This window comes from Isoptericola sp. F-RaC21 (genome assembly GCF_038593535.1).
Lineage (GTDB): Bacteria > Actinomycetota > Actinomycetes > Actinomycetales > Cellulomonadaceae > Isoptericola.
The window spans coordinates 16,867-42,831 of the sequence record NZ_JBCFYX010000003.1 but is presented as its reverse complement, the minus strand read 5'-3'; the positions used below and the strand labels follow the sequence as shown (position 1 = coordinate 42,831).

Genomic DNA, 25,965 nt, shown 5'->3' with positions numbered 1-25,965 from the left:
CCATGCCCCTCGCCGCCACCCACCTGGCCGCCACCGACCCGGAGCTGGTGTCCGTCGTCGACCGGTTCGCCGACGACGTCGAGCGCGACGCGCCGCTCGACCCCCGTGTCCGGTCGCTGGTCCGGCTCGCCGGGCTCGTCGCCACGGGCGGCACGGCCGCCTACCGGGTCGAGCTCGAGGACGCCCTCGCCGCCGGCGTGACGCCCGTCCAGCTGAAGGAGCTGCTGTACCAGGCCGTGCCGTACGTGGGGCTCGGGCGCGCGGTCGACGCCGTCGTCGTGGCGAACGAGCTGCTCGCCGACCGCGAGATCGAGCTGCCCCTGCCCGGGCAGGCCACCGTGACCCGCGAGACGCGGGCCGACGACGGGCTCGCCGTGCAGAAGCGGCTCGTCGGCGGCGACGCCGTCGACGCGATGTACGCGAACGCGCCGGCCGACGAACAGCACGTGCAGCGCTACCTCTCGGCCCACTGCTTCGGGGACCACTACACGCGGGGCGGTCTCGACCTGCCCGCCCGCGAGCTGATCACCCTCGCGTTCCTCACCGCGCTGGGCGGCGCCGACCCGCAGGTGGTCGGCCACATCCGCATGAACCTCACCGTGGGCAACGACCGCGCCACCCTGGTCGCGGTGCTCACGCAGCTGCTGCCCGTCGTCGGCTACCCGCGCACGCTCAACGCGCTGCGCGACCTCGACGACGTCATCCCTCCCACCACCACCGAGCCCACCACCGAGGAGGAGTCATGACCGACTGGAACCTCGCCGACCTGGCCGCGATCGACGGCGACGGCGAGCTGCGCGTCGCCGCCCACCGCCCGGACGGCTCGCTGCGCACGCCCCGGATCGTGTGGCACGTCGTCGTCGACGGCGCGCTGTTCCTGCGCTCGGTCCGCGGGGAGGAGGGCGCCTGGTACCGCGGCGTGCAGCGCACCGGCACCGGCGAGATCGACGCGGGCGGCGTGCGCGCCGAGGTGACCTTCACCCGCGACGACGGCCACGACGCCGCGATCGACCGCGCGTACCACGCCAAGTACGGCGACGGCCCGGCGGTCCGGTCCATCACCACCGCGCAGGCCACCGCGACGACGCTGCGCGTCGAGCCCCGCTGAGACGACAGGAGAGCACCGTGCACACCCGCACCCTCGGACAGGGTCTCGAGGTCTCGGCCGTCGGCCTCGGCGCCATGGGCATGTCCCAGAGCTACGGCCCCAACCCGGGCAGCCGCGACGACATGATCGGCGTCCTGCGCGGCGCCGTCGAGCGCGGCGTCACGTTCGTCGACACGGCCGAGGTGTACGGCCCGTACGTCAACGAGGAGCTCGTCGGCGAGGCCCTCGAGCCCGTGCGCGACCAGGTCGTGATCGCCACCAAGTTCGGCTTCGACATCGAGGGCGGCCAGGGCGGGCTGAACAGCCGGCCCGAGCAGATCCGCCGCGTCGCCGACGCGTCGCTGCGGCGGCTGCGCACCGACCGGATCGACCTGTTCTACCAGCACCGCGTCGACCCGGACGTCCCGATCGAGGACGTCGCCGGCACGGTCGGCGAGCTGGTCGCGGAGGGCAAGGTGCGACACCTGGGCCTCTCGGAGCCGTCGGCCGCCACGGTCCGCCGGGCGCACGCCGTGCACCCCGTGACCGCCGTGCAGAGCGAGTACTCGCTGTGGACGCGGGACCCGGAGGCCGAGGTGCTGCCCACGCTCGCCGAGCTCGGCATCGGGTTCGTCCCGTTCAGCCCGCTCGGCAAGGGCTTCCTCACCGGCACCGTGGACACGGCGACGGCGTTCGCCGAGGGCGACATCCGCCGTCGCGTCCCCCGCTTCGAGCCGGAGAACCTCGCCGCCAACCAGGCGCTCGTCGACCAGGTGCGGGCGCTCGCGGCGGGCAAGGGCGTCAACCCCGGCCAGGTCGCGCTGGCGTGGCTGCTCGCGCAGCAGCCGTGGGTCGTGCCCATCCCCGGCACCCGGCGGCTGGAGCGGGTCGAGGAGAACGCCGCGGCGACCGCCGTCGCGCTGTCCGCGGACGAGCGCGCCGACCTCGACGCCCTCGCCACCCGGGTGGGCGTGCGCGGCGACCGCTACGACGCCCAGCACATGCGGCTCGTCGGGCGCTGACCCCGCCGATGCGCGGCGCGGGCGGCTACTCGAGGTAGCGCTCGACGACGTCTGCGGGCCGGGCCTTCGCCTGGTCCGGGTCGCCGCCGAACTCCCGCGCCGCCTGCCGCTGCCGCAGCAGGTCCCAGCACTGGTCGAGGCTCGTCTCCGCGGCGGCGAGCTCCTCGTGCTCGGTGCTAGCGTCGATCTCGCCCCGGGCCAGGCGTTCGCGCAGCTCGCGCTCGCGGTCGATGAGGTCGCTGATGGTCTGGTGGATGTCGCCGTCGGTCGTCATGCCGGCCTCCCGTCGCTCTCCCGGGTGCCCTACCCGGGGGACTCGATCGTCTCGCGAGCGGGTCGAGCCGGCAGCGCAGGCTGCGCTCAGGCCGGCTCCTCCGCCGACGGCGGCGCCGCGGCGCGCACGGGGTCGCGGGGCAGGTCGGGGCCGCCGTCGTCCAGCACCGGCCGGGGGTTCCGTGCCGCGGGAGCCAGGAACGCGGCCGCGGCGACGAGCACGAGCACGACGACGAGCGCGGCGCGCAGCCCGTAGTGCTCGCCGAGGAAGCCGAGCACCGGCGGCCCGACGAGGAACGCGACGTAGCCGAGGGTGGCCGCGAGCGAGACGCGGGCGGCGGGGTTCTCGCCCGAGTCGCCGGCCGCCGAGATCGCGACGGGGAAGCCGAGCGAGGCGCCCAGGCCCCACAGCACGGCCGCGCCGGCGGCCACCCACTGGTGGTCGACGAAGACGACGAGCGCGAGGCCCGCGGCGCTGACGAGCGAGCTCGCGCACAGCACGGCCGCGCGCCCGTACCGGTCCACGAACCGGCCGCCGACGAACCGCCCGACCGTCATCGAGGCGGCGAAGACCGCGTACACCGCGGAGCCGAGCGCGGCGTCGAACCCGTGCCCGTCCACCATGACCAGCGGCAGCCAGTCGTTGGCCGTGCCCTCCGCCATCGCGAGCGCCAGGATGATGCCGCCGATGAGCAGCAGCCGCGTGTCCTTCCAGACGGCGGGCGCGCGCTCCCCGCCCGCGTCGTGCGCGTCGCGGGCGGCGTCGGCCGCGCGCCGGCCGACGCCCGACGGTACCGCCCGGATCGCGACCGCGAGCCCGGCGAGCATCACGGCGGCGGCGATCACCAGGTGCGCGACCACGGGGAACGCGACGGCGGTGAGCGCCATCCCCGCGACGGCGCCGACGACGGTGCCGAAGCTGAAGAAGCCGTGCATGGTCGGCATCGCCGAGCGGCCGAGGAGGCGCTCCACCTCGGCCCCCTCGATGTTCAGGGCGATCTCGCCGCCGCCCATGCCGCAGCCCACCAGCCCGAGCCCCAGGGCGACGACGGGCCCCGAGCCGGCGGCGGCGCCCAGCCCGACCACGGCGACGCCGACCGCCATCGCGGCCACCCCCACGGCCATGACGGGCCGGGTGCCCCACCGCGACACGAGCGGGCCGGACACGAGGATGCCGATCATCGACCCGACGGACAGCCCGAAGAGGATGAGCCCCATCTGCCCGGTGGAGGCGCCGACGAGGTCGCGCACGTCGGGGGTGCGCGTCACCCAGGACGAGATGGCGATGCCGTTGAGGAAGAACAGCGCGAACAGGGCGTTGCGGCGCGCGCGCAGGCTGGCGGTCACGAGGGGAGGGCTCCGGCGGAACGACGGGACGGGGCTCCCCGAGCCTACGGGGTGCGCGTCACCGCTCCGGTGCGGGGTCCTCCGCCGTCAGCACCACGCGCGCCACGCGGACGACGTCGACCGCGGCGACGGTGATGCCGTCGGGGATGTCGCGCACGGACGGGTCGACCCAGACGCCGGTGTCGCGGCGCCATGGGAGCAGCTCGAGCGTGAGGCCGTCGCGGGCGACGGCGTCGCGGTGCGGGGTGAGGTCGACGTCCCAGTCGCGGCCGTGCCAGAAGTGGTCGCTCACCACATGCTCGCCGACCAGCGCACGGCCGACGTCGCCGGTCCAGGAGACGCGCAGCAGGGCGCGGTCGACGCCGGCGAGCGCGTCGGCGGGCACGTCGAGGCGCACGCGCGCGGCGCCGGAGAAGTCGGTCGGCGCGCTGAGGCGGCCCATCGGGCCGCCCGTGGTCGGCTCCGGCGGAGCCGAGGCGGTCGGGTGCAGGTCGGCCGCGACGCGGCGGGCCCCGGCGCCCGGGACGGACAGCGTCCACGAGGTCCACAGCGCGCCCTCCCCGGCGGTGGGCGCGACGTCGGCGCCGTCGGTCGACGCCCGTAGTGCCGCCGGCGCGGGCAGCAGGGACACCGTCGCCCTCGGGTGCTCCGTGTGCGCGACCAGCGCACCGTCGAGCGAGAACACCGGCACGTCCGAGAGCACCAGCCGCTCGCGGCCGAAGACGTCGAGGCGGTACAGGCGGTTCGCGGTCGCCTCGTCGAGCACCAGGACGTCGACGCCTCCCGATGCACGGCGAAGCCCCACCATCGTGTCCGGGCCGGGTGTCGCCGTCAGGTCGAGGACGGTCGTGCCGTCCTCCCGCCGGGCGGCGACCGGGCCCGTCGCGTCGACGTCGCCCTCCAGGACGAGCTCGACGGGGACGCCGTCGGTCGCGACGAGCACCACCACGTCGCTGCCGCCCGACCCGCCGTCGATCCGGGTGAGCAGCTGCGCCGTCGCGCTGCGCAGCACCAGCCCGTCGGCGAGCGGGTACCGCACCGGCCACGCGACCGAGACCCCGGCGGGCAGGTCCACCGGCCGCGACGGCACGACGACGACCCCGTCGTCGAGCCCGACCTCCAGCTGCACGCCCGGCTGCGCCGGCAGCGGGCGGCGTGCCGGCTGGTAGGTGGTGGCGAAGACGTACCCGCGGCGGCCGTCGGAGCGCACCGCCCAGCGCAGCTCCGCGGAGTCGTCGCTGCCGCCGCCCACGGTCGTCGTCATCGCCGCCAACGCCGCGCCGTCGGCCTGGAGCCACAGGTGCTGGCGCCGCAGCAGGTGATGATGCGCCCGCACCTGCCCGTGCTCGCCCACCGGCGCCCCGAAGTCGTACGTCCGCGTGGGCACGTCGTTCGGGTACCCCGTGGCGTGCGACTCCTGCTCCGTGCCGTGCGGCCCCACCCGCTGCGTGCCGCCCGCGTACATGTAGTACCCCTGCCACACCGACCCGCTGCCCACCTTCGCCAACGCCAGCGCGGCCACGTCCCGCGGCGTCACCAGCGGACGCCGGTGGTAGGCCACGTGCATCCCGCCGCCCAGCTCGCACGTCGCGTACGGCAGCGCGTCGTCATCCGCCGGCACGGGTCCGGAGCCGTCGTCGTCGAGCACGATCCCGTCCAACGCCTCGCGCAGGTCCGCACCCACCGACAGGTCGTCACGCACCGTGGAGTACCGGAAGTGCACCGGCGAGAACGCCGGCCACTCGACGTCGGAGTCCTCCCAGAACCCGTCCGCGTACGCGCTGTACACCGGCAGCAGGGAGGGCGGCACCTGCGCCCCGCCCCAGCCCGTCGCCGTCCACACCGGCACCCGCAGCCCCAGCCCCTCCGCCATCGTGCGCAGCGTCGCCAGGTGCTCCGGCTGGTCGTACAGCTCGTTCTCGATCTGCACGCCCACCACCGGCCCGCCCTCGGCGTGCGTGAGCCCGGCCAGCTGCGCCACCGCCTGCCCGTAGAACGCCCGCACGAGATCCAGGTAGGCCGGGTCGTTCGTCCGCGTGGCGACCCCGCGCCCCACCAGCCAGTCCGGGAACCCGCCGTAGCGCGCCTCCCCGTGCGCCCACGGCCCCATCCGCACCACCACGTCCAGCCCGTGCCGCCCGGCCAGCTCCACGAACGCCCGCAGGTCCAGGTTCTCGCCCCACCGGAAGTCCCCGGGCGCCGGCTCGTGCGCCTGCCAGAACACGTACGTCGCCACGGAGTCCAGCCCGCCGGCCTTCGCGTGGCCCAGCACCTCCGACCACCGCTCGCGCGGGATCCGCGCGTAGTGCACCTCCCCCGTCACCGGGAACCAGGGGCGCCCCCCGCGCTGGAGGTACCGGCTGGTGACCTCGACCCGGTCGGCGGAATCGACGGGGTCGTTCACTTCGGGGTGACCCTGCCGGGGCGCGCGCGGGCAAGAATGGACGACGGACGGCCGACGGCTCGACAAGACATGCCTCCTTCGGGGAACAGCTACGCGGTAGCGTCGCCGCGGAGCAGCCGACGGTTCCACACCTGCTGCCAGGCGACGTTCTGCCATCCCGGGTGGTGGGGGGCCGAGTTCGACCCGACAACGGCCCCCCAGGCTCCCTGCTCGATGCATCGCACGAGGGCATGCTCCGCGAGTGACTGTCCCACGGGCCCGTCCTCGAACTCAGCAAGCAACGGTGTGTAGCCGATCCAGCCCTCGCCGATGACGAGCGGCGCACCATGACGCTGTCCGAGGCGCGCGAGGACGTCGATCCGGTCGTCGATCGCCTGAAGCATCGCCTCACGCCACTGGCCGTAGTTCTCGTAGAGCCACCGGTCCCAGCGCGCGGTGTCCACCCAGTCGTAGCTATAGAACATCGTGGTGGACACGCCGGTCGCTGCCAGCCGCCATGGTTCGACCTTGCCCTCGTACGTCGCGACGTCGGGTGCGTCGTCCCGCAGCAGGGAGCGTAGTTCGGCGGTCGGGAACCCTTCGGTCTCACGGACCCCGGCCCAGCGCTCGAGGGCTCCGAGCACCCCGTAGACGTAGACGTGGAAGTGGGCGACGTCGCCGTTGCCGGCCATGGAGTCCGTGTCGAGATGCGGTGGGATCCCATAGCAGCTGGCGGCCATGATGTCGGGATGACGCTCTCGCATGCGGCGTACGGCGTCTTCGACGAAGGGCTTCTGCGGCCGATAGGGGTCGTCCTGGGTGCCGCCGCCCGCGAGCACGAGGCGGCTGAGGTCGACCTCGTTGTGGACCTCGGCGTAGGCGATGCGGCCGGCCAGGTCGTGGTCCTTGAGGTACTGCACGAGGTCGGACATCGCGTCGGCGAGAACTGCGTGGCGGTCGTCGGGAGCGACGGCCATGAGCGCGTCGTACCACTCCGGCCCCGCCAGGAACGCGGGGCTCTGCTGGTACTCCCAGGACGACAGGATGATGTAGCAGTTGTGACGCTCGGCTGCGCGGAACAGCTCCAGCAGGTGGGCCCTGCCGTCGATGACGGCGCCGCCCGCGACGTCGTACCAGCGGGTCCTGACGCCGACGTCGCCGCCAAGTTTCGTGAACTGCAGCGCCGTGGTGTCGATCCCGTGGTCCCCGAAGAGCAGGAACGGCATCGCGCAGATGCGCACGGTGTTGTAGCCGCGCTCGACCGCCTCGGAAAAGGCGACGTCAAGGTCGGCGAACGGCTCGCCCGGCATGGTCTGGGTGTACCAGGTGAAGTCCCACAGCGAGATGGTCAGGCGCGGTGGGAGGTGCGTGGGGACTCCCGGAGGGTGCTGGACGGACGGCGTGTCGATCACGGTGCTGCCTTTCGGTCGGAGGGTGCGGGGTCGTGTGTCTTGCTGACGTCGCGGTAGACGTCGTAGGCCAGGCGGCGAGTGGTCGAGTCCCAGCCCAGCAGCCCCATGACGGAGATGCCGTTCAGGTCGGCGTTGTACCCGGCGCGCTGCTTGTAGTCCTTCAGGACCCAGTAGGTGTACCCGGCGACAAAGGGCCTCTCCGTCGCCTGGTCCCAGTGGGACTCGAGATTGGCCGCCTGCCAGTCCTCGGTGCCCTCGTCGAGAGCGCTGCCGCGTCTGCCCAGGTATGACCACGACCCGTTCTCGGTGATGAGGAGCGGCGTGTCGGGATGCCGGGCGTGCACGCCGTCGAGAGCAGGTCCGAGGTCCTCGTTGGCGCCATAGAAGTACCCGAAGTACTCGTTGAAACCGATGACGTCCGCGATGTCGAAGGCTGGGTCGTCCGTGGTGCTGGACGCCCAGGTGACCGGGCGGTGCTGCAGGTCGAGCGCGAGGATCGCGTCCTTCATGTCGCGCAACCACGCCCGGTAGACAGGTGCGCCGTCGGGATCGATCTCCGACTCGTTCTGCAGTCCCCACAGGATGACCGACGGGTGGTTGTGCTGGTTCCACGCCATGCTCGCCGCGAGGGCGCGGGACAGACCGTAGCTCGCGGTCTGCAACCGTTGCTGGTCGGTGTTGAGCCACATGTTGTCGGTGTCGTCCATCATGAACACGCCGTGGCGGTCAGCCCAGTCGTACGCGTAGGGATGCCGGTTGTAGACGGAGTTGCGTAGGAGATTCACTCCGAGGTCGAGCGCATGACCCAGTTCGTGGTCGTACTCGTCGAGGGTGAGCGACCGGCCGCCGCGACCTGTCTCCTCGTGCCAGTTCAGCCCTTTGAGGAAGACCTCGTCGCCGTTGACCTGCAGCAACGCGCCGGCGATGTCGACGGACCGCATCCCGTAACCGGTCGACAGCTGGTCGACGGTCTGCCGCCGTGACGTTCCTGGCCCGGTGCGCAGCTCGGCTGTGGTCGTGTAGGTGCGTGGGTCGTCGGTGCTCCACCGGACGGCACGGGGAATGCGCATCACGGCGCGCACCACGCGGGTCTCACCGGGCCCGACCGTGACGGGTCGGGACGTGACGGACCCGCCGGTCGGGCGTCCGGGATCCCACCGGACCGACCCTCTGAACGGGCGGCTGCCCGTGTTCTCGACCACGGCACGGGCGTCGAGCACGCCGTCAGCAGCCGCGACCAGGACCTTGGCGACGCTGACCCGGGGAACCGCCTCCAGCCAGGCCGACCGGGTGAGGCCGGCATAGGGCCAGTAGTCCACGGGCTTCCAGGGCACCGCGTAGCGGTCGGTCACGGGACCCGTGCCGCCGACGTAGTCCTCGAACGACGCTCGACGATCCACGCGCACGGCGATGGTCGCCTCCGTGCCTGGGCGCAGCAGGTCGTCCACCGGGAGCGCGAACGGGGTCTGCCCGCCCTCGTGTGCCCCGGCGTGGACGCCGTCGATCCAGACGTCGGACCGGTAGTTCACCGCGAGGAACGACAGGCGCACGTGCTCGTCGTTCCACGACCGGGGCACCGTGATCGTCTTGCGGTACCACGCGTACCCGTCCTGGAACGCAGTCCCCTCGCCGAAGTCGGTGCCGTCGTACCCGTCGAAGCCGGGCGTGTCCTTGAGGTCCCAGGACGAGGGCACCCGGATCGTGTCCCACCCTTCCAGCGGACGATCTGGGCGCGCCCAGCCGTCGGAGAGCCCTCGCCCCTCGGGGTCGAAGCGGAACGACCACGTACCGTCGAGCGAGATCCTGTCACGTGTGGGTTCCGCCGCGTCCCAGTCGTCGAACGACGGGACGACGTGGTCGTACTGGAACAGCACACCCGTACCGTCGACTGTCTCGATGCGCGTGCCGGCCGGTTCGGCCCGGAGCGCGTCCGGCGTCCGGGGGTCGTCCACGGCGGACGCAGGAGGCGAGGCGACAGCTGGCGCGGCGAGCAGGACGACGGAGGCGGCGAGGGCGCCGAGTCTTCTCATCAGCTTCTTTCGCGATGCGTAGAGGTCGGGAGACGAGTCCGGTCAGCCCTTGACGCTGCCCTCGGCGAGCCCCCCGCGCCAGAACCGCTGCAGCACGACGATCGCGATCATCAGGGGGATGACGGAGAGGAACGCGCCGCCGACCGTGAGCTGGTAGAGGTCCGGCTCGCGGTCAGCGAACGACTGCCATGAGGTCAGCCCGAGGGTGATCGGGTACAGCTTCGGGTCCGAGAGCATGACCAGCGGGAGGAAGTAGTTGTTCCAGATCCCGACGAACTGGAAGAGGAACACGGTGACCAGCGCGGGAGTCATGAGCCGCATGACCAGGGTGCGGAAGATGCGCGCCTCGCTCGCACCGTCGATCCGCGCGGCTTCGAGAACCGAGTCGGGCACTCCGGCGGACGCGTAGATGCGGCAGAGGTACAGCCCGAACGGGCTGACGAGAGAAGGGAGCAGGACCGCGAGATAGGTGTTGGCGAGCCCCCACTGGCTGAAGAGCAGGAACAAGGGCAGCGCAAGCGCGGTGCCCGGGATCATCACCCCTGCCAGCACGGTGTTGAAGATCGCCTCGCGCCCACGGAACTCAAACTTTCCGAGGGCGTACCCGCCCCACGCGGCGAGCAGGGTCGCCGCCGCCGCGCCCACACCCGCGTAGAGGACGCTGTTCAGCACCCAACGCACGTAGATTCCGTCGTCGTAGGTCAGCACGTGCTGCAGGTTCTGCAGCAGCTGGGGGTCGGAGAACCAGAACCCGAACGTGCCGAAGAGGTCGCCGGTGGACTTCGTCGCAGCGACGAGCAACCAGTAGACCGGCACCAGGAAGTACAGGGCGAAGACGACCAGCAGGCCGACCGTCACAATCCGCCAGGTACGGGACGATCTCGAGTTCCCCCGGTCGGGCCGGCCTCGGCCTCGTCTGCCATGTCCTTCCTGCCTGACATCACCTCGAGCCGACGACTCGGGCGGTTGGGTGGATGGATCCGTGGTGACTCGCACGGTGCTCATGCGTCGGGCCCCTTTCGTCCGACGATTCGCAGGAAGCCGAACGAGAGCACGCACGCCAGGAGCGCGAGCAGCACGGACTGCGCAGCCGCCAGGCTGTAGTTGTTGTTGACGAACGCCTCCGTGTAGGCGGCGAGGTTCGGCGTGTACGTCATGCTGATCGCGTTGGAGATCGGCCGGAGCACGAGCGGCTCGGCGAAGAGCTGCAGGCTGCCGATGATCGTGAAGACCGCCGTCAAGGTGAGCGCCGGCCGGATGAGCGGGAGCTTGATGTGCCGCACCGTGTGCCAGGCGTTCGCCCCGTCGATCCTCGCCGCCTCGTACAGGTCGCGGTCGAGGGACTTCAGCTGCGCCACGATGATCAGCACGTTGTAGCCCGCGAACTGCCAGGTGACGATGTTGAGGATCGACCACAGGACGGAGGACCCGTCGAGGAAGTTCACGTCGATCCCCACGGCACCGAGCATGTCGACGATCGGGCTCACACCGGGGACGTAGAGGAACCCCCACAAGATCGACGCGATGACACCGGGCACGCCGTACGGCAGGAAGTACGAGCTGCGGAAGAAGTGGACGCCACGGGCCGAGGCGGAGTCCAGCATGAGCGCGAGGAGCGTGGCCAGGCCCAGCATCACCGGGACCTGCACGAGTCCGAAGACGGTGACCCGCACGATGCTGTCGACGAACGCGTGGTCGCTCAGAACGGCCTGGTAGTTGCTCAGGCCGGCGAAGACGCGCTCGGAACCACCCATTCCCAAGGGACCCGAGCGCACTGTCGTGATCAGGCTCTGGTACAGCGCGTATGCGATCGGCAGCAGGAAGAACGCTGCGTAGAGCACGAGGAAGGGAGCGAGGAACCAGAGCGCCGTGCGCCCTTTGCGCTTGCCGGGTGTGGCGCTCATGGCGCACTCACCGGCAGGCCCTTGGCCTTGAGGTCGGCGACCGTCTTGGCCTGGGCGTCCTCGACTGCCTCGACGAAGGTCCCGTCGCCGGCGATCGCGCTCTGGAAGCCGTCGTTGAGGCTCTGGTATGTCGCCGCTGTGGTCGGGATCCATGACCAGTCGCGGTCGATCGCCGCGTCGGCGTCGGCGAAGACGTCGTTGATGCGCTGACCACCGAAGAACTCGTTCTTCTTGTCCAGCGCAGAACCGTCGAAAGCGTCGGCGGCCGCGGGCCATCCATAGCCCCCACCGATCAGCAGGTCGATGCTCTCAGGGTCGGTGTTCAGCCAGACGGCGAAGTCCTTGGCCTCGGCCGGATGCTCCGATCCGGTCAGCACGGCGGTCGACGAGCCACCCCAGTTGGCCGACCGGAAGTCGCCACCCTCGTCCCATTGCGGCATCGGCGCCACCCTCCACTTGCCCGCTGTGTCCGGCGCGTTGCCGGAGATGATCGCGTCGCCCCACTGGGCGCCGACCCATGCGGTGATCCGTCCGTCCTGCAGGTCGCTGTACCAGCCGTTCGCGAAGTCGGGCTCGGTCTTCACCAGGTCGTCGGCGACCATCTGGTCCCAGTACCGGGCGACCTCTCGCGTCTGCTCGTTGTCGATGTCCACCGTCCACGAGCCCGAGTCGGTGCCGAACCAGCTACCTCCGTTCTGCCAGGCCAGTGAGGCGAACCATGCGGAGTTGCCCGGCGGGAACGTGGAGATGTAGGCGTCCGGGTCAGCCTCACGGACCTCCTGAGCGGCGGTGCGGAACTCGACCCACGTGGTGGGCACGTCGATCCCCCACTTCGTGAATAGATCCTCGCGATAGAACAGCGCCATCGGCCCGGAGGCTTGCGGCACGGCGTACACGCCGTCCCCGAAGACCCCCTGTTGCCACTGCCAGTCGACGAACTTGTCCCTGTCCTTCTGGACCCCGTACTGCGTGAGGTCGACCAGGCCGCCGTCGAGCAGGAATCCAGGGATCTCCTGGTACTCGATCTGAGCGAGGTCCGGCGCGCCCGTCCCGGCCTCGAGGGCCGAGTGCATCTTGGCGTAACCGCCGGCGCTGCCCGAGGGGATCTGCTCGAGGGTGACCTGGACATCCGGGTTCTCGGAGTTCCACAGGTCCACGGCCTTGTCGACTCCTGGCACCCAGGACCAGAACGTGAGCTCGACCTTCTCACCCGGAGCCTTCGACGGGACGGCGTGGGCGGCCGAGACTGCTGCCTGGTCACCGCCCGATCCGCCGCTGCAGGCAGCGATCAACCCCGTCAGGACCATCCCCGCGACGAACGTCACCGCTCGTCGTCGGCCTCGCCGCAGGGGCGGCCCGCCGGTGGGTCGTTCCGTCATCGGAATCTCCTCTCGGTCCGCCGGGCTCCCTCACCCGGGCAGGACATCTGTCGCGAACCTGTGGTCGACGCAGGTTCGGCCACGGGTTCGCCGTCAACCCTCAGCGCGCGGACCCCGCCGAAAGACCGGCGAGCTCGCGTCGCATGTCCAGCGCCCGTACCTGGCTGGGATCACGGTCGAGGACGTCGTCGATCAAGGCTCCGGCCGTAGCCCTGTCGCCAGCCAGCAGCGCGACCTGCGCCTCCAGCAGCAGCACCGTCGTGTCGCGCGTGGCCTGGACGTCCTCGGTGAAGAGCAGCATCGTCGGCAGCGAGGTGGCGAAGTAGTCGACCACGGCAGGCTCCTCACGCAGCGTCCGGACGAACGACTCGAGCCCGGCGACCAGGTCCGCTTCTCTCTCGGTATCACCGAGGCGCCGGCTCGCCAGCACGGAGAAGTAGGTCATCTCCGAATACGGCAACGTGTTCATCGACTGGAAGTCGCCCGCGGACGTCGCCGCTCGAGTCCACGCCTCGCGAGCACCGTCGGCGTCCCCGTCCTGCTGCCGAGCATCGCCGAGCGCGAGCAGCAGGTGCGAGAAGTTGGCGAGCGGGTGCCGTGCCTCACCGAGATTCCGCGGAGGAGACAAGGCCTCGTCCAGGAACCCGACGGCTGCGCGGGCATCACCGACGGCCATGGCGTCGCGCGAGCGGGAAAGCAGCGCCTCGTCCCGCGCGTTGATCACGCGTCCCTCGCCGCCTTCCCATGGCTGGAAGCGACGCTCGCGGAGAATCTCCAGAGCCTCTGCCGCCCGGTCGGTCGCGGTCAGCAGCTCGACCAGCTCGACGGTGAGGTCGTCCCGGTGGTCGACGACATCGCGGAACTCCGTCATCCGGTCCAGGCGCACCGTCGGCGGAACTCCGATCCGCTTGGCCAGCTGGTCGGACTCGTAGACCAGTCTCGGGTCACGGGGAGACGCCTCGAGAGCGCGCTCGTACCAGGCCGCTGCCTCGGCAGGGCGGCCGAGCACGTTGAACTCGGCGACAGCGAGGTTGCGCCGCACCACAGCATCGCCTCCGTCGATGTCGACGGCGGACCGCCACAGGGCGATGGCCTCGTCGTAGCGCCGCTCGAAGTACATCCAGTGCCCGAGCAGGGCCCGAGCCCGCGAGTCCTCGGGATGATCCGCGACGATGCGAGTCAGCATGTCGACGTCATCCAGCCTGGACGCCAGGCAGTACGTGAGGTCAGCCTCCCGTGCGTCTTGAAGGGCAAGCGCCGCCGCGTCCGTCCGCCCGGCCCGCAGCAGAAGGTCGGCGCGGTGATAGTGCGCCAGCGGCGCCACCGCCACCTGCCCGGGCACCGTCGGTAGTGCGGCGGCGCGCTCGAGCATCCGCACGGCGTCGTCCAGCTCCCCGAGGGAGGCGTACTCGAGAGCCACGTCGACGAGGATCGGGGCGTCGGCGTCCACCTCGTCGCCGGCAAGGTCACGCATCCACCAGTCCAAGGGATCGGCTTCCAACGTCGAGCGCAGCACGTCCTTCGCCTCGGCCTCCGTCCCGAGGCGTCGCAGCATCAGCACGACGATCGCTCGTGCCTGCAGCTGACCCGGCTCGGCCGCGAGCACGTCGCGAGCCCTGCCGAGCGCGTCGAGGTCACGACCACGCGCAGCGTCGAGACGGGCCATGGCGAGCCATGCAGGAGCGCGCCAGGCCGCAGCCCAGGCCGCCTTGCCATAGGTGTCGTACGCCTCGTCGCTGCGACTCGTCCGCTCCAGCACGCGTGCGAGCTGGTAGGAGACCTCGCCGTCCGCAGGGTTCGGATTGAGCCGCGTCTGCCGGGACAGTGCGGTACGCAGAAACCTCTCCGCCTCCTGGTATCGACCGGCGCGCAGGCGTCGGACGCCGAGCGCGAGGTTGGCACGGCTGTCCTCAGAGTCTCGTCGCAGCACCTCTTCCCAATAGGGTTCGGGCGACCTGGTCGCGTGCCGGTACTGCTCGAGGTGCACGGCGGTGAGATGGAGCTCGTCCGTCGACGCGATGGACTGCGGTGCCGAGGGCTCCCTTGCCGGATCGGGGACGACGACGTCGGCCGGTGCCTCCCGATGGGTCCAGCGGATGAGCTCTGCACTGTCGTGCACGACCACCAGGGTCAGGTCCGTCACGCCGTAGGAACCGTCGAGCTCCACCGACTGCTCGATCGGGTGCGCAGGATCGACATCGGCGCGCACGCTCCACAGCACCTCGCCGTTTCGGTCGATGAGGCGGGCCTCCACGTCCCTGCGCGCGGCGGTGAACGCAGACCCGACGCCGACCCGGGTGGACGGGGCGGTGTCGGTGTCAGGTCGGCCCACGGGGACGTCGGCGCGGCTCACGTCGAGGCGCACGGCGACGTCCAGGTTCGCCTGGTGCACCGGGCCGATCTGCCGGAAGGGATACCAGTACTGGCTGAACGACTTCGTCTCGCCCGGTGCCAGGAAGGTGAAGTCGGGCTGGTTGTCCGTGTACACACCGGCCATGAGCTCCACGTATGGCCCGTCGCCGTCCGTCAGGTTGTCGTCCCACGCCCATCCGAACGGGGAGTTGCCCCAGGTCCACTGCTTCTTCCCCGGCGCGATGCGATGGTCGGCCCAGTGCACGAAGCCGGCGCGGACCCCGTGGTCGTAGCCGCCAAAGAAGTCGTCCTGCGTCCCCAGGCACATGTACGACGTCGGCACAGGAATGTTGCGGTACCAGTCGAGGCCGTCCGCATCCGGGGCGTCAGGACCCACCCGGCCGGGGTAGTCGATGCCGTAGTAGGGCCGGTCGGCCCGCGGGAACGCGGTGACGGCCCGCTTGGCGTGGTCGGCAACGAAGTGCACGTCGGTGGGGAAGAACGACTGGTAGTCGTCGTTCACGAGCGCCGCGGCGTTCGCCCACCACAGGAAGGTCTGCACGTCCTCGGTGCGGTTGAAGAGCCGCACCCGTAGCTCGATCAGGTTGCTTGCTGGCCTCAGCCGGATACCGTGCATGCCCTTCATGCGGGCGAACGGGTCGAGGTCCGCACACCACACGGTCACGGAGCCGTCGGCCTCGTGCTCGATGTGGGTCTCGACGGGCAGGAAGGTCGCCGGGCGATGGTGTTGGGGCCAGTTGAACTCGACACCGCCAGAGATCCACGGGCCGGCAAGGCCTACCAGGGCGGGCTTGATGACGTTGTTGCGGTAGAAGAAGTCGTAGCCGTTGGACTTGTCGAGGCCGACGTGGATGCGGCCGCCGAGCTCTGGGAGCACCATCAGCCGGACCCACTCGTTCTCGATGTGGATCGCGTCCCACTGACGGGGGCGCTTGGACTGCTCGATCCGCTCGTGGAAGGGCAACGGGTAGATGCGGCCCGACGAGCCCTGGTAGACGCGGTTCTCGAGGTATGCGGGATACCGGTCCGGTGCGGCCGGCAGGTACGTGTCGATCGTGACGGCTTCACGCCACGCGGCGACGGCGTCACCTGCCTGAGCGGCGGGGACGGCGGGCAGTCGCAGGAAGGACTCTTCGTCGAGCATGCGCATCAACCTACGAGCGCTCGCTAGGCTCTGAGAATGTCCGATCCTGCGGAGTATATGGACGATTCTATGGGAAGCATCGAACGTCAGCGGATCCGTCTCCGCGACGGGTTTCCAGGGCAGCGGATGCGGGTCCTGCCCTCACCGTTGGTCGCGCACGCGCAAGACCGGCCGGCGACGGCGCAGATACTGGTCACCGACGTGGGCTACTTCCCGAAGGCCGCGATGCACGGGCGCGCGCGGCCGAAGGGCGCGCTGCAGGACATCGTCATGATCTGCGTGGCCGGGAGGGGCATCTGCTCCACCCCGTCGGGCGATCACCAGGTCCGCGCCGGGGACGCCCTGATCATCCCTGCCGGCACGCCCCACCGGTACGAGGCACATCCCACCGACCCCTGGACGATCTGGTGGATGCACATCACGGGCCTGGCGGTGGGCGCCCTGCTCATGGCGGCGGGTGCCACCGCACGGCGCCCGGTCGTGCCGCTCAGCGACACGTCGCGCGTCGTCGCCCTGATGGAGACCGTGCTGCGCCGGATGGGACGCGACGAGACGGAGTCGTCCCTCGTCGCCGCGTCAGGAGCGGCATGGCATGCGCTGGCCCTGATCGCCGCGGACCCGCACACCGCGCACACCCGCGGGGCGAACCCGATCGAGGCCACCCTTGAGTTCTTGCAGACCAACTTCGCGGAGCACGTCTCGGTTCCGGAGCTGGCCAGGATGGCGGGGCTCAGCCAGTCCCACTTTGCGGCACTGTTTCGCAAAGCGACCGGGTTCGGGGTAATCGAATACCAGACCAGGCTGTGCATGGCGAGCGCCCGCGAGCTGCTCGACACCACCGACCGAAACATCGCGTCGATCGCCCAGCAGGTCGGCTACTCAGACCCTCTCTACTTCTCACGCCAGTTCCGGCGCATCCACTCCCTCAGCCCGAGCGAGTATCGAACCCGCGAGAGTCGATGGGCGGCCCGCGCGAACGGTCCTCAGCAGGCATCGCCCGCCCGCTCCAGCCGGAACAGCCGCACCACGCGCCCCGACTCCCGCTCGTAGGCGCGGTACCCCGGCCACTGCGCCTCGATGCGCGCCCACAGCGCGTCGCGCTCGGCGTCGTCCCGGACCGGGGTCGCGCGGACGTCGAACCGCCGGCCGCGGATGCTCACGGCGGCGTCGGGGTGCGCGAGCAGGTTGTACGTCCACGCCGGGTGGCGGCCGCGCGCGAACGACGTGCCCGCCACCACCAACCGCCCGCCCCCGACAGGCGTGTACATGAGGTACGTGTCGCGCGGCTCCCCCGACCGGGCGCCCCTGGTGTGCAGCACCAGCGACGGCACCAGGACCGCGGAGAGCTGGAACCGGCCGCGCGTCAGCCACGCCAGCGCACGCTCCACCGGCGGCAGCGCGACCGGGGCCACGGCGCGGAACGCGCGCGTGCGGGTCACGGGGGCGACGACGGACCTGATCACGTGCAGCGCGCTGGCCATCCTTCATTCTGAGGGTCTCGTACGATCGGCGCGTGGACACCGCCGCGGCCCCCGGGTCGACCGCCCCCGCCCCGCCCGCACGACCGCGCCGACGGCGCGCGATCCTCGCCGCCGCGGGGGTGCTCGTCCTGGCGGCGGCCGTCGCGGTGCCGTGGACGATGTCGCAACGGTCGGCCGCCCGCGAGGCCGCCACGTCGGCCGCGGTGGAGGAGTGTCTCGCGGTCCAGACCGCCGACGACCCTGCCGACAACACTGGCAGCGCTGCCGGTCAGATGCAGGTCATCGCCTCCGAGGTGCGCGGCGACGCCGTGCTGACGCTCGCCGCCGCCGGGTCCTCTCCCGACCGCGCGGCGCTCTGCGAGCACGACCTCTCCGGCCCTGTCTCGCAGGGCGGCATCGGCTTCGGCGAGGTGGGCGCGGCCGAGCGGCCCGGCGCCGGCGAGGCCGTCTGGCTGGGCATCGGCGGTGGTGGCGTGAACGCGTGGACCGGCGTCTGGGGGTACGCCGGCGAGGACGTCGTGGCCGTCACCGTCACGACCGACGCCGGGACGGATGCGAAGGCCACGCTCGCCGACGGCTACTGGGTGGCCTGGTGGCCGAGCGACGAGGGCGACGAGCTCGCGGCGGCGAGCGCACGCACCCGCGACGGCGGCACCGTCGCCGTCGACCTCGGGGCCTGACTCCCGCGGCCCTGTCGCGCGCAGCCGGGCCCGAGGTGCTCCCCGGGCCCGGCTCGCGCTCACGCGACGACCGACGTCACCACCCGCGGGTCGGCCACCGTCACCTCGTAGGTGTCGCCGGTGACGACGAGCGTCGCGCGCGACGTCGCCGTGCCGGGCAGGTCGCGCTTCTCGGAGCGCCGGGCGCTGGTGATGGCGCCGCCGGTGGCGTCCTGCACGTCCTCGGCCTCGGCGTCGGGCGTGGCGGCGACGTGCGACCCGACCCATACCTCGACGTCGCCCGGCTCGACGACGCGCACCAGGCGCCGGTCGGCGAACGCGAGCCGCGTCGTCGGCACCGCGAACGTCACGACGGCCGACTCCCCCGGCTCCAGCGCGACCCGCCGGTAGGCGAGGAGCTGGGCCACGGGCCGGGTGACGGACCCGACGAGGTCGCGCCCGTACAGCTGCACGACGTCGGAGCCGGCGACGGTCCCGGTGTTGGTCACGCGGACGGCGGCGCTGAAGGTGCCGCCCGCGGCCGCCTCGGCGTCGACGGCCAGGTCCGTGTACGCGAACGTCGTGTACGACAGCCCGAAGCCGAACGGCCGCAGCGGCGTCGAGTCCGTCGACGTCACGTCGGACGGGCCGCCCAGCACGGGGTGCAGGTACGAGTACGGCTGCGCCCCCGCCGACCGCGGCATCGACACGGGCAGCCGGCCCGACGGGTTCATCGCGCCCGCGATCGCCTCGGCGACGGCGGTGCCGCCCTCCTCGCCGGGGAAGAACGCCTGCAGCACGGCGCCGGGGCGCCGGTCGTCGGAGTCGCCCGCGACGTCCAGCGCCCAGTCGATCGCGTACGGCCGGCCGCTGAGCACCACCATGACCACCGGGGTGCCGGTCGCCAGCACGGCCTCCACGAGCCCGCGCTGCACACCGGGCAGCTCCAGCGACTCGGCGTCGTTGCCCTCGCCGACGGTGCCACGGCCGAACAGGCCCGCGTGGTCGCCCACGACGACGACGGCGACGTCGGCCGACGACGCGGCGGCGACCGCCTCCGCGAAGCCGGACGTGTCCTCGCCCTCGACGTCGCACCCGGCGGCGTGCACGAGCTCGGGCTGCGGCAGGCCCGCCGCCCGGAACGCGCCGCCGAGCGACTCGAAGACGGTGGGGATGTGGAACCCCTTGGGCACCTCGGGGTGGTGCGCCAGCACGTGGTTGGCGAACGAGTAGCAGCCCATGAGGGCGTCGCTGCGGTGCGCGTTCGGCCCGACGACGGCGACGCGCGCCGGTGCGGCGCTCCACCGCGTCAGCGGCAGCAGGTCGTCGTTGGTGAGCAGGACGAGCGACTCCTGAGCGAGCCGGCGGGCCACGTCGCGGTGGGCCGGCGAGTCCAGGTCGACGACCGCGGGCGGCTCGCCGGCGAACGCGTCGTCGTCGAGCAGCCCCAAGTCCTCCTTCTGCGCGAGGGCGCGCAGCACGGCGCGGTCCACGAACCGCTCGTCCAACCGGCCCTCGCGGACCAGCTCCGCGAGCGGCTCGAGGAACGCGTCGCCCGACGGGAGCTCGATGTCGAGCCCCGCCTCGAGCGCCCGGGCGGCCGCCTCGCCGCGGTCGGCCGCGACCCGGTGCATCACCTCGAGGAACGCGACGCCGAAGTAGTCGGCCACGACCGTGCCGTCGAAGCCCCACTCGTCGCGCAGGATCCGCGTGAGGTACTCCTGGCTGGCGTGCATCGGCTCGCCGTCCACGTCCACGTAGGTGGCCATCACCGACCGCACGCCGCCGTCGCGCACCGCCATCTCGAACGGCGGCAGGAAGACGTCGGCCATCTCGCGCGGCCCGGCCGAGACGGGCGCGTGGTTGCGCCCGGCGCGCGACGCCGAGTACCCGGCGAAGTGCTTGAGCGTCGCGTGCACGCCCGCGTCCTGCAGCCCGCGCACGTACGCCGTGCCGACCGTGCCGACCAGGTACGGGTCCTCGCCGATGCACTCGTCCACACGGCCCCAGCGGGGGTCGCGCACGACGTCGAGCACGGGTGCGAGGCCCTGGTGGACGCCCAGCTCGCGCATCGACGAGCCGATGACGGCACCCATCTCCTCGACGAGGTCGGGGTCGAACGACGCGCCCCAGGCCAGCGGCGTGGGGAACGTCGCGGCCTTCCAGGCGGACAGCCCGGTGAGGCACTCCTCGTGCACGAGGGCCGGGATGCCGAGCCGCGTCTCGCGGCGCAGGCGCTGCTGCTCCGCCCACAGCCACGCGGCGCGCTCCGCGGGGTCGACGGGCCGCGTGCCGTACACCCGGGTGTAGTGGCCGATGCCGTGCCGGGTGACCTCCTCGAGCCGCCCGCCGCCGCCGGCGGCCATCTCGCCCTGCATGGGGGCGACGACGTCGCCGCCCTGGTCGAGCCAGTAGCCGACCAGCTGCGCGAGCTTCTCGTCGAGGGTCATGCGGGCGTGCAGCGCGCGGACGCGCTCGGACACCACGGGCATCGCAGGGACCTGGGTCACGGACTCTCCTTCGGTCATCCCTTCACGGCTCCCTGCAGGCCGTTGACGATGCGCTTCTGCATCGCCAGGAAGAACACCAGCGCAGGGATCATCGCCAGCGTCGTGAACGCGAACACGCCCGCGGTGTCGGCCGAGTGCTCCGAGGAGAAGTCGGCGACGCCCAGCGGCAGCGTCCGCATGTCGCCCTGCAGCAGCAGCAGCGGGAGGAGGTAGGCGTTCCAGGACCCGACGAACGCGAGCACGCCCACGGTCACCATGCCCGGCCCCGACAGGGGCAGCAGGATCCGCCAGAAGAACCCGATCCGGCTGGCGCCGTCGAGCTGCGCCGCCTCCTCGAGCTCGGTGGGCAGGGCCTGCAGGAACGGACGCAGGATGACGACCGTCATCGGCAGCGCGAACGCGGCCTGCGGCAGCGCGACGCCCCACCAGGTGTTGCCCATCTGGTAGTTCTGCGTGATGAGGATGAACAGCGGGATGATCGCGACCGTGGCGGGGAACAGCAGCCCGATGACGAACACCATGAACAGCGCCTCGCGGCCCTTGAACCGGTACCGCGCGAGGGGGTAGGCGGCCATGATGCCGAACACCACGACGACGGCGGTCGTGACCACGGCGATGATCGTCGAGTTGAGGAAGTAGCCCCAGAACGGCGAGTCCGCCGCGAGCACGCCGGCGTAGTTGTCCCACACCCACGGGCTGGGCAGCCCCGCCGGGTCGTCCGCGAGCTGGGCGTTGGTGCGGAAGCCGCCGAGCACGCCGTACAGCACCGGGCCCAGGGTCACCACCACCACCACGAGGGCGATCGCGTAGACCAGCGGGCTCCCGCCGGAGAACGACCTCTTGGTCTTCCGCTGGTCGAGCCCGTCGGCCCCCTGGCTCCGGCCGACGGCCCTGTCCGTGACGGCGCTCATCGCCCGCCCTCCTTGCTGTCCCGGCTCAGGATGAACTTCTGGTACGCCAGCGCGAGCACCAGCGCGATGACGAAGAGCACCACGGAGGCGGCGCCGGCGATGCCGAAGTTCTGCCGCTTGGTGCCCTCGTTGACGAGGAAGGTCGCCATCGTCGTGGTGGCGTTGGCGGGCCCGCCTCCGGTGAGGATCCAGACCATGTCGAAGAGCTGGAGCGAGCCGATCATGGACAGGAAGCCCCAGGTGCGCATCGTCGGGCCCAGCAGCGGGATCGTGATCCTGCGCTGCACCTGCCACCAGGAGGCGCCGTCGAGCTGGGCCGCCTCGTACAGCTCGTCGGGCACGCCCTGCAGGCCTGCGAGGAAGAGGATCACGGCCAGGCCCAGGTACTTCCAGGTGAGCACCACGAGCACGGTCCACAGCGCGTACTCGGGTGTACCGAGGAAGCCCTGCTCGGGCCCGTGCAGGCCGACGGCGGCGAGCATCGTGTCGATGACGCCGTACTGCGGCTGCAGCAGCTGGAACCAGACGACGCCGGCGATGACCTCGGCCAGCACGTACGGGACGAAGATGATCGTGCGCAGCAGGCCCTGGCCCCACATCTTGCGGTTGAGCAGCAGCGCGATCGCGAGCCCGATCGGCAGCTGCAGCACGATCGACCCGACGACGATGATCAGGTTGTGCACGACGGCGTCCGTGAAGACCTCGTTGGTCAGCACGGAGACGTAGTTCCGCAGGCCGACGAAGTCGACCATCGGGCCGAAGCCCTTCCACTTGTACAACGACATCTGCACGGCGGTGGCGACCGGGACCACGACGAACGCGACCAGCAGCGCGAGGGCCGGCGCCACGAAGAAGGCGATCTCCGCCCGCTTGCGCCACGCCCCTGCTCGGCCGCGACGCTCCGGACGGCGGTCCGCCGACCGTGCCTGGGCACGGTCGGCGGACCGGACTGCGATATCCGTCATCGGTCGGTCACTGGTCCGCTTCCGCGGCGGACTGCACCGCGTCGACGACGTCCTGCGGGGTCGCCTTGCCGGCGAACTGGAGGGCGATCGCGTCGTTCATCGCTCCGCCCACGGAGGCCCCGAGCAGCGTGTCGAGGTAGAGCTGGATCTCGGGGGCGTTGTCGCGCACGTCGAGCAGCTCGGCCAGCGACGGGTCGGTCACCGACGCGGACGCCGACGGGTTGGTCGGCAGGCCCATGTCCCGCTCGGCGAAGCCCTGCTGGACCTTGTCGCTCAGGAGGTACTGCGCGAACTCGACCGCGACGTCGGGCGCGTCCTGCGACACGGCCCACGCGTCACCGCCGCCCATCTGGGCGCCCTCGGTGCCCTGCTGGCCGTCGATGGACGGGTACGGGAACCAGCCGGCGTCCTCGCCCAGCCCCTTGCCGTCCTCGGTGAGGCCCTGCATGACGCCGGGCTCCCAGTGGCCGGCGAGCTCCATCGCGACCTTGCCGGAGGCGAGCAGGCCGGACGCCGACGTCGGGCCGGTCTGCGACGGGGTGGTGAGGAAGCCCTTGTTGAAGGGCTTCGTGGCGATCGTCTCGTCGAGGGTCTCGCCCGCCTTGACGAAGCACGGGTCGGAGTAGTCGACGTCCGCGATCGCGGCATCCAGGGTGTCCGCGGAGCACTGACGGACCACGTTGTAGTACCAGTAGTGCGCGGCCGGCCACTTGTCGCCGGCGCCCACGGACGCCGGCGTGATGCCCGCGGCCTCGAGCTTGTCGAAGACGTCGTACAGCTCGTCCATCGTGGTGGGAGTCTTGGTGATCCCCGCCTTCTCGAAGAGCGACTTGTTGTACCAGAAGCCGACGACGCCGATCGAGAACGGCAGCGCGTACGACGCGCCGTCCACCTGGAAGCCCGGCATGTACGCGTCGAGCTTGCCGATGGTGTCGGCCGCGGGCTGGGAGATGTCCTTGAGCAGGCCGGCCTCGACGTGGTCGGCGAGCTCGCCGCCGCCGCGCTCCATGAACACGTCCGGCGCGTCGCCGCTCTGGAACGCGGCGTCGAGCTTGGTGAGCATGTCCTCGTGGGCCATGGCGCTGACCTCGACGGTCACGCCGGGGTGGTTCTTCTCGAAGTCGGCGGCGACCTGGTCGTAGTACTTCTTGCCCTCGCCGGTGTTGGAGTTGTGCCACCAGGTGATCGTCTTGGCGTCTCCGCTGTCGCCGCCGTCGCTGCCGCCCTGGGAGCCGGTCCCCTGGCCCGCGCAGGCGGCGCCCAGGAGCGCCACGGTGGTCGCGAGCGCGACCGCGGTGGCGCCGCGCATGATCCTCGTCCTCGTCATCATCGATCCCTTGTCCTCGTCGACGGGCACGGCAGCGGCGCTGCCGCGAGGTGGTGAGTGCCTGGGCACGAGAGTGGCAGGCGACCGCACCGTTCGTCAATCGTTGTCGATAACGATTTCGACATCTCACCCGCAAGGGCGCTCGACGGCGGGACCGGCGCGTGACGGGTGGCGGCATGGCGCATACTGTCGACTCGTGAGCACCGCCGCCGACCCGCCCGCCGCGGGCCCCTCCGTCCCCGTCGGGCGCGTCACCATCTCGGACGTCGCGCGCGTCGCCGGCGTCTCGGTGGCCACCGTCTCGAAGGTGGTCAACAACCGGTACGGCGTCGCCGCCGGCACCTCGGAGCGCGTGCTGGCGGTCGTCGAGGAGCTCGGCTACGAGTCGTCCCTGGTGGCCCGCAGCCTGCGCCGCACCAGCACCAACGTCATCGGCGTGCTCGTCGCCGAGTTCGAGCCGTACTCCACCGAGCTGCTCAAGGGCATCTCCGCCGCCGTCGACGGCACGGGCTACGAGCTGCTCGCCTACGCCGGGCGCACGGACGGCGGCGCGCAGGCCGGCTGGGAGCGGCGGTCGCTGTCCCGGCTCGCCGGCACCCTGGTCGACGCGGCCATCGTCGTGACGCCCACGATGGTGATGTCCCCGGACTCCCCGGTGCCCGTGGTCGCCGTCGACCCGCACACCGGCCCCGAGGGCACGCCCACCGTCGACTCCGACAACACCACCGGCGCCCGCGAGGCCGTGGAGCACCTCATCGCGCTCGGCCACCGGCGCATCGCGCACCTGGGCGGCCGCGCCGACCTGGAGTCCGCCCGTCTCCGCGAGCTCGGCTACCGGCAGGCGCTCGAGGGGGCCGGGATCGCCGTCGACCCCCTGCTCATCAAGGTGGGCGGCTACCGCCCCGACCTGGCCGACGCGCCGGTCCGCACCCTGCTCGACCGGCCCGACCGACCCACCGCCGTCTTCGCCGCGAACGACCTCTCCGCCATCCACGTGCTCGAGGTGGCCGCCGAGCTCGGCCTGCGCGTGCCCGAGGACCTGTCCGTCGTCGGCTTCGACAACATCCCCGAGTCGTGGGGCAGCGCTCCCCCGCTGACCACCGTCGCGCAGCCTCTGCACCGTATGGGCGCCGAGGCCCTGCGCATGGTGCTCGACCTCCTCGAGGGCACCGCCCGCGAGCGGCACCTGCGCCTGCCGACGTCGCTCGTCGTCCGCGCGTCGACGGCGCCCCCGCCGAGGTAGTCCGAACCCCCGCGAGGTAGTCCAGGTCCCCGCGAGGTAGTCCAGGTCCCCGCGAGGTAGTTCAGGTCCCCGCGAGGTAGTTCAGATCCCCGCGAGGTAGTTCAGGTCCCCGCGAGGTAGTTCAGATCCCCGCGAGGTAGTTCAGGTCCCCGCGAGGTAGTTCAGGTCCCCGCGAGGTAGTTCAGGTCCCCGCGAGGTAGTTCAGGTCCCCGCGAGGTAGTTCGAAGTCTCGCGAGGTAGTTCGAAGTCCCGCGGGGTAGTTCTGTCGACGGCGAACACCTCAGCATCCGGAATCTCACGGGTGGCGCGTCGACGACGACGGCGAGGCAGCGGCCCTTCGGAGCGGCCGCAGCGCGTGGCACGACGGACGGGCTCGTCGTGGAGGTAGCGCCTAAGCTCCGCGCCCGTCACGGGAACGCAGGCCTGACATGCCCCGTGGTCACGCCGCACGGCCTCACAAGATCGGGAACTACCTCGGCGTGGCTCGAACTACCTCGCCGAGACCTGGACTACCT

The 25,965-nt window shown here is 71.6% G+C and carries 20 protein-coding genes; 6 read left to right on the top strand and 14 right to left on the bottom strand.

Annotated features, from left to right (window positions below; translation table 11 throughout):
- Positions 1-2 precede the first annotated feature (2 nt).
- The 3 genes from AAG589_RS10660 to AAG589_RS10650 are packed head-to-tail and all read left to right on the top strand — an operon-like array spanning position 3 to position 2,109.
- Positions 3-746 (top strand): carboxymuconolactone decarboxylase family protein, encoded by a 744-nt coding sequence (locus tag AAG589_RS10660; RefSeq protein WP_430567236.1) that lies wholly within the window; start codon positions 3-5, stop codon positions 744-746.
- Positions 743-1,108, top strand: a complete 366-nt coding sequence (locus AAG589_RS10655; protein ID WP_430567235.1) for a DUF2255 family protein — start codon at positions 743-745, stop codon at positions 1,106-1,108. The genes AAG589_RS10660 and AAG589_RS10655 overlap by 4 nt, the downstream gene beginning before the upstream one ends.
- A gap of 17 nt (positions 1,109-1,125) precedes the next feature.
- Positions 1,126-2,109, top strand: a complete 984-nt coding sequence (locus AAG589_RS10650; RefSeq protein ID WP_430567234.1) for an aldo/keto reductase — start codon at positions 1,126-1,128, stop codon at positions 2,107-2,109.
- A gap of 25 nt (positions 2,110-2,134) precedes the next feature.
- Here AAG589_RS10650 and AAG589_RS10645 read toward each other — a convergent pair whose 3' ends face one another.
- From AAG589_RS10645 to AAG589_RS10605, 9 genes are all read right to left on the bottom strand, one after another.
- The gene (locus AAG589_RS10645) at positions 2,135-2,383 is read right to left on the bottom strand and encodes a DUF2630 family protein (protein ID WP_430567233.1); all 249 of its coding nucleotides are present in this window, start codon (positions 2,381-2,383) and stop codon (positions 2,135-2,137) included.
- Positions 2,384-2,469: 86 nt separating this feature from the next.
- Positions 2,470-3,729 carry an MFS transporter gene (locus tag AAG589_RS10640; protein WP_446719726.1) on the bottom strand — a complete coding sequence of 420 codons (1,260 nt, stop codon included), beginning with the start codon at positions 3,727-3,729 and terminating at the stop codon, positions 2,470-2,472.
- Between the two features lie 58 nt (positions 3,730-3,787).
- The gene (locus AAG589_RS10635; RefSeq protein ID WP_430567232.1) at positions 3,788-6,133 is read right to left on the bottom strand and encodes a beta-galactosidase; all 2,346 of its coding nucleotides are present in this window, start codon (positions 6,131-6,133) and stop codon (positions 3,788-3,790) included.
- A gap of 89 nt (positions 6,134-6,222) precedes the next feature.
- Complete coding sequence (locus AAG589_RS10630) at positions 6,223-7,524, bottom strand: cellulase-like family protein (protein WP_430567231.1); 1,302 nt, start codon at positions 7,522-7,524, stop codon at positions 6,223-6,225.
- Positions 7,521-9,554, bottom strand: a complete 2,034-nt coding sequence (locus tag AAG589_RS10625) for a glycoside hydrolase family 2 protein (RefSeq protein ID WP_430567230.1) — start codon at positions 9,552-9,554, stop codon at positions 7,521-7,523. Before AAG589_RS10625 ends, AAG589_RS10630 begins: the two co-directional genes overlap by 4 nt.
- Before the next feature lie 42 nt (positions 9,555-9,596).
- Entirely contained in the window at positions 9,597-10,559 is a 963-nt protein-coding gene (locus tag AAG589_RS10620) for a carbohydrate ABC transporter permease (protein WP_446719725.1), read from the bottom strand.
- The gene (locus AAG589_RS10615) at positions 10,556-11,458 is read right to left on the bottom strand and encodes a carbohydrate ABC transporter permease (RefSeq protein ID WP_430567229.1); all 903 of its coding nucleotides are present in this window, start codon (positions 11,456-11,458) and stop codon (positions 10,556-10,558) included. The genes AAG589_RS10620 and AAG589_RS10615 overlap by 4 nt, the downstream gene beginning before the upstream one ends.
- The gene (locus tag AAG589_RS10610) at positions 11,455-12,783 is read right to left on the bottom strand and encodes an ABC transporter substrate-binding protein (RefSeq protein WP_430567228.1); all 1,329 of its coding nucleotides are present in this window, start codon (positions 12,781-12,783) and stop codon (positions 11,455-11,457) included. The genes AAG589_RS10615 and AAG589_RS10610 overlap by 4 nt, the downstream gene beginning before the upstream one ends.
- 154 nt (positions 12,784-12,937) lie before the next feature.
- Positions 12,938-16,354, bottom strand: a complete 3,417-nt coding sequence (locus tag AAG589_RS10605; protein WP_430567227.1) for a DUF5107 domain-containing protein — start codon at positions 16,352-16,354, stop codon at positions 12,938-12,940.
- Between the two features lie 36 nt (positions 16,355-16,390).
- On the opposite strand from AAG589_RS10605, the gene AAG589_RS10600 reads away from it, so the two are divergent.
- On the top strand, positions 16,391-17,404 hold the full coding sequence (locus tag AAG589_RS10600; RefSeq protein WP_430567226.1) for a helix-turn-helix domain-containing protein: 1,014 nt from the start codon (positions 16,391-16,393) through the stop codon (positions 17,402-17,404).
- Here AAG589_RS10600 and AAG589_RS10595 read toward each other — a convergent pair.
- Positions 17,338-17,835 carry a nitroreductase family deazaflavin-dependent oxidoreductase gene (locus tag AAG589_RS10595; protein WP_430567225.1) on the bottom strand — a complete coding sequence of 166 codons (498 nt, stop codon included), beginning with the start codon at positions 17,833-17,835 and terminating at the stop codon, positions 17,338-17,340. The genes AAG589_RS10600 and AAG589_RS10595 overlap by 67 nt on opposite strands.
- A gap of 32 nt (positions 17,836-17,867) precedes the next feature.
- Here AAG589_RS10595 and AAG589_RS10590 point away from each other — a divergent pair, with 32 nt between their 5' ends.
- Positions 17,868-18,515: a hypothetical protein gene (locus AAG589_RS10590; protein ID WP_430567224.1), complete on the top strand. Its 648-nt coding sequence runs from the start codon at positions 17,868-17,870 to the stop codon at positions 18,513-18,515.
- Between the two features lie 59 nt (positions 18,516-18,574).
- Here AAG589_RS10590 and AAG589_RS10585 read toward each other — a convergent pair whose 3' ends face one another.
- From AAG589_RS10585 to AAG589_RS10570, 4 genes are read right to left on the bottom strand one after another with little or no spacing between them, the layout of a single operon-like run.
- The gene (locus tag AAG589_RS10585) at positions 18,575-21,022 is read right to left on the bottom strand and encodes a beta-xylosidase/alpha-l-arabinosidase (RefSeq protein ID WP_446719724.1); all 2,448 of its coding nucleotides are present in this window, start codon (positions 21,020-21,022) and stop codon (positions 18,575-18,577) included.
- Positions 21,019-21,915 (bottom strand): carbohydrate ABC transporter permease, encoded by an 897-nt coding sequence (locus AAG589_RS10580; RefSeq protein ID WP_430567223.1) that lies wholly within the window; start codon positions 21,913-21,915, stop codon positions 21,019-21,021. The genes AAG589_RS10585 and AAG589_RS10580 overlap by 4 nt, the downstream gene beginning before the upstream one ends.
- Positions 21,912-22,880: a carbohydrate ABC transporter permease gene (locus tag AAG589_RS10575; RefSeq protein WP_430567222.1), complete on the bottom strand. Its 969-nt coding sequence runs from the start codon at positions 22,878-22,880 to the stop codon at positions 21,912-21,914. Before AAG589_RS10575 ends, AAG589_RS10580 begins: the two co-directional genes overlap by 4 nt.
- 7 nt (positions 22,881-22,887) lie before the next feature.
- Positions 22,888-24,207 (bottom strand): ABC transporter substrate-binding protein, encoded by a 1,320-nt coding sequence (locus tag AAG589_RS10570; protein WP_430567221.1) that lies wholly within the window; start codon positions 24,205-24,207, stop codon positions 22,888-22,890.
- Positions 24,208-24,403: 196 nt separating this feature from the next.
- Here AAG589_RS10570 and AAG589_RS10565 point away from each other — a divergent pair, with 196 nt between their 5' ends.
- Positions 24,404-25,450 carry a LacI family DNA-binding transcriptional regulator gene (locus AAG589_RS10565; RefSeq protein WP_430567220.1) on the top strand — a complete coding sequence of 349 codons (1,047 nt, stop codon included), beginning with the start codon at positions 24,404-24,406 and terminating at the stop codon, positions 25,448-25,450.
- The last annotated feature ends 515 nt before the right edge of the window (positions 25,451-25,965 follow it).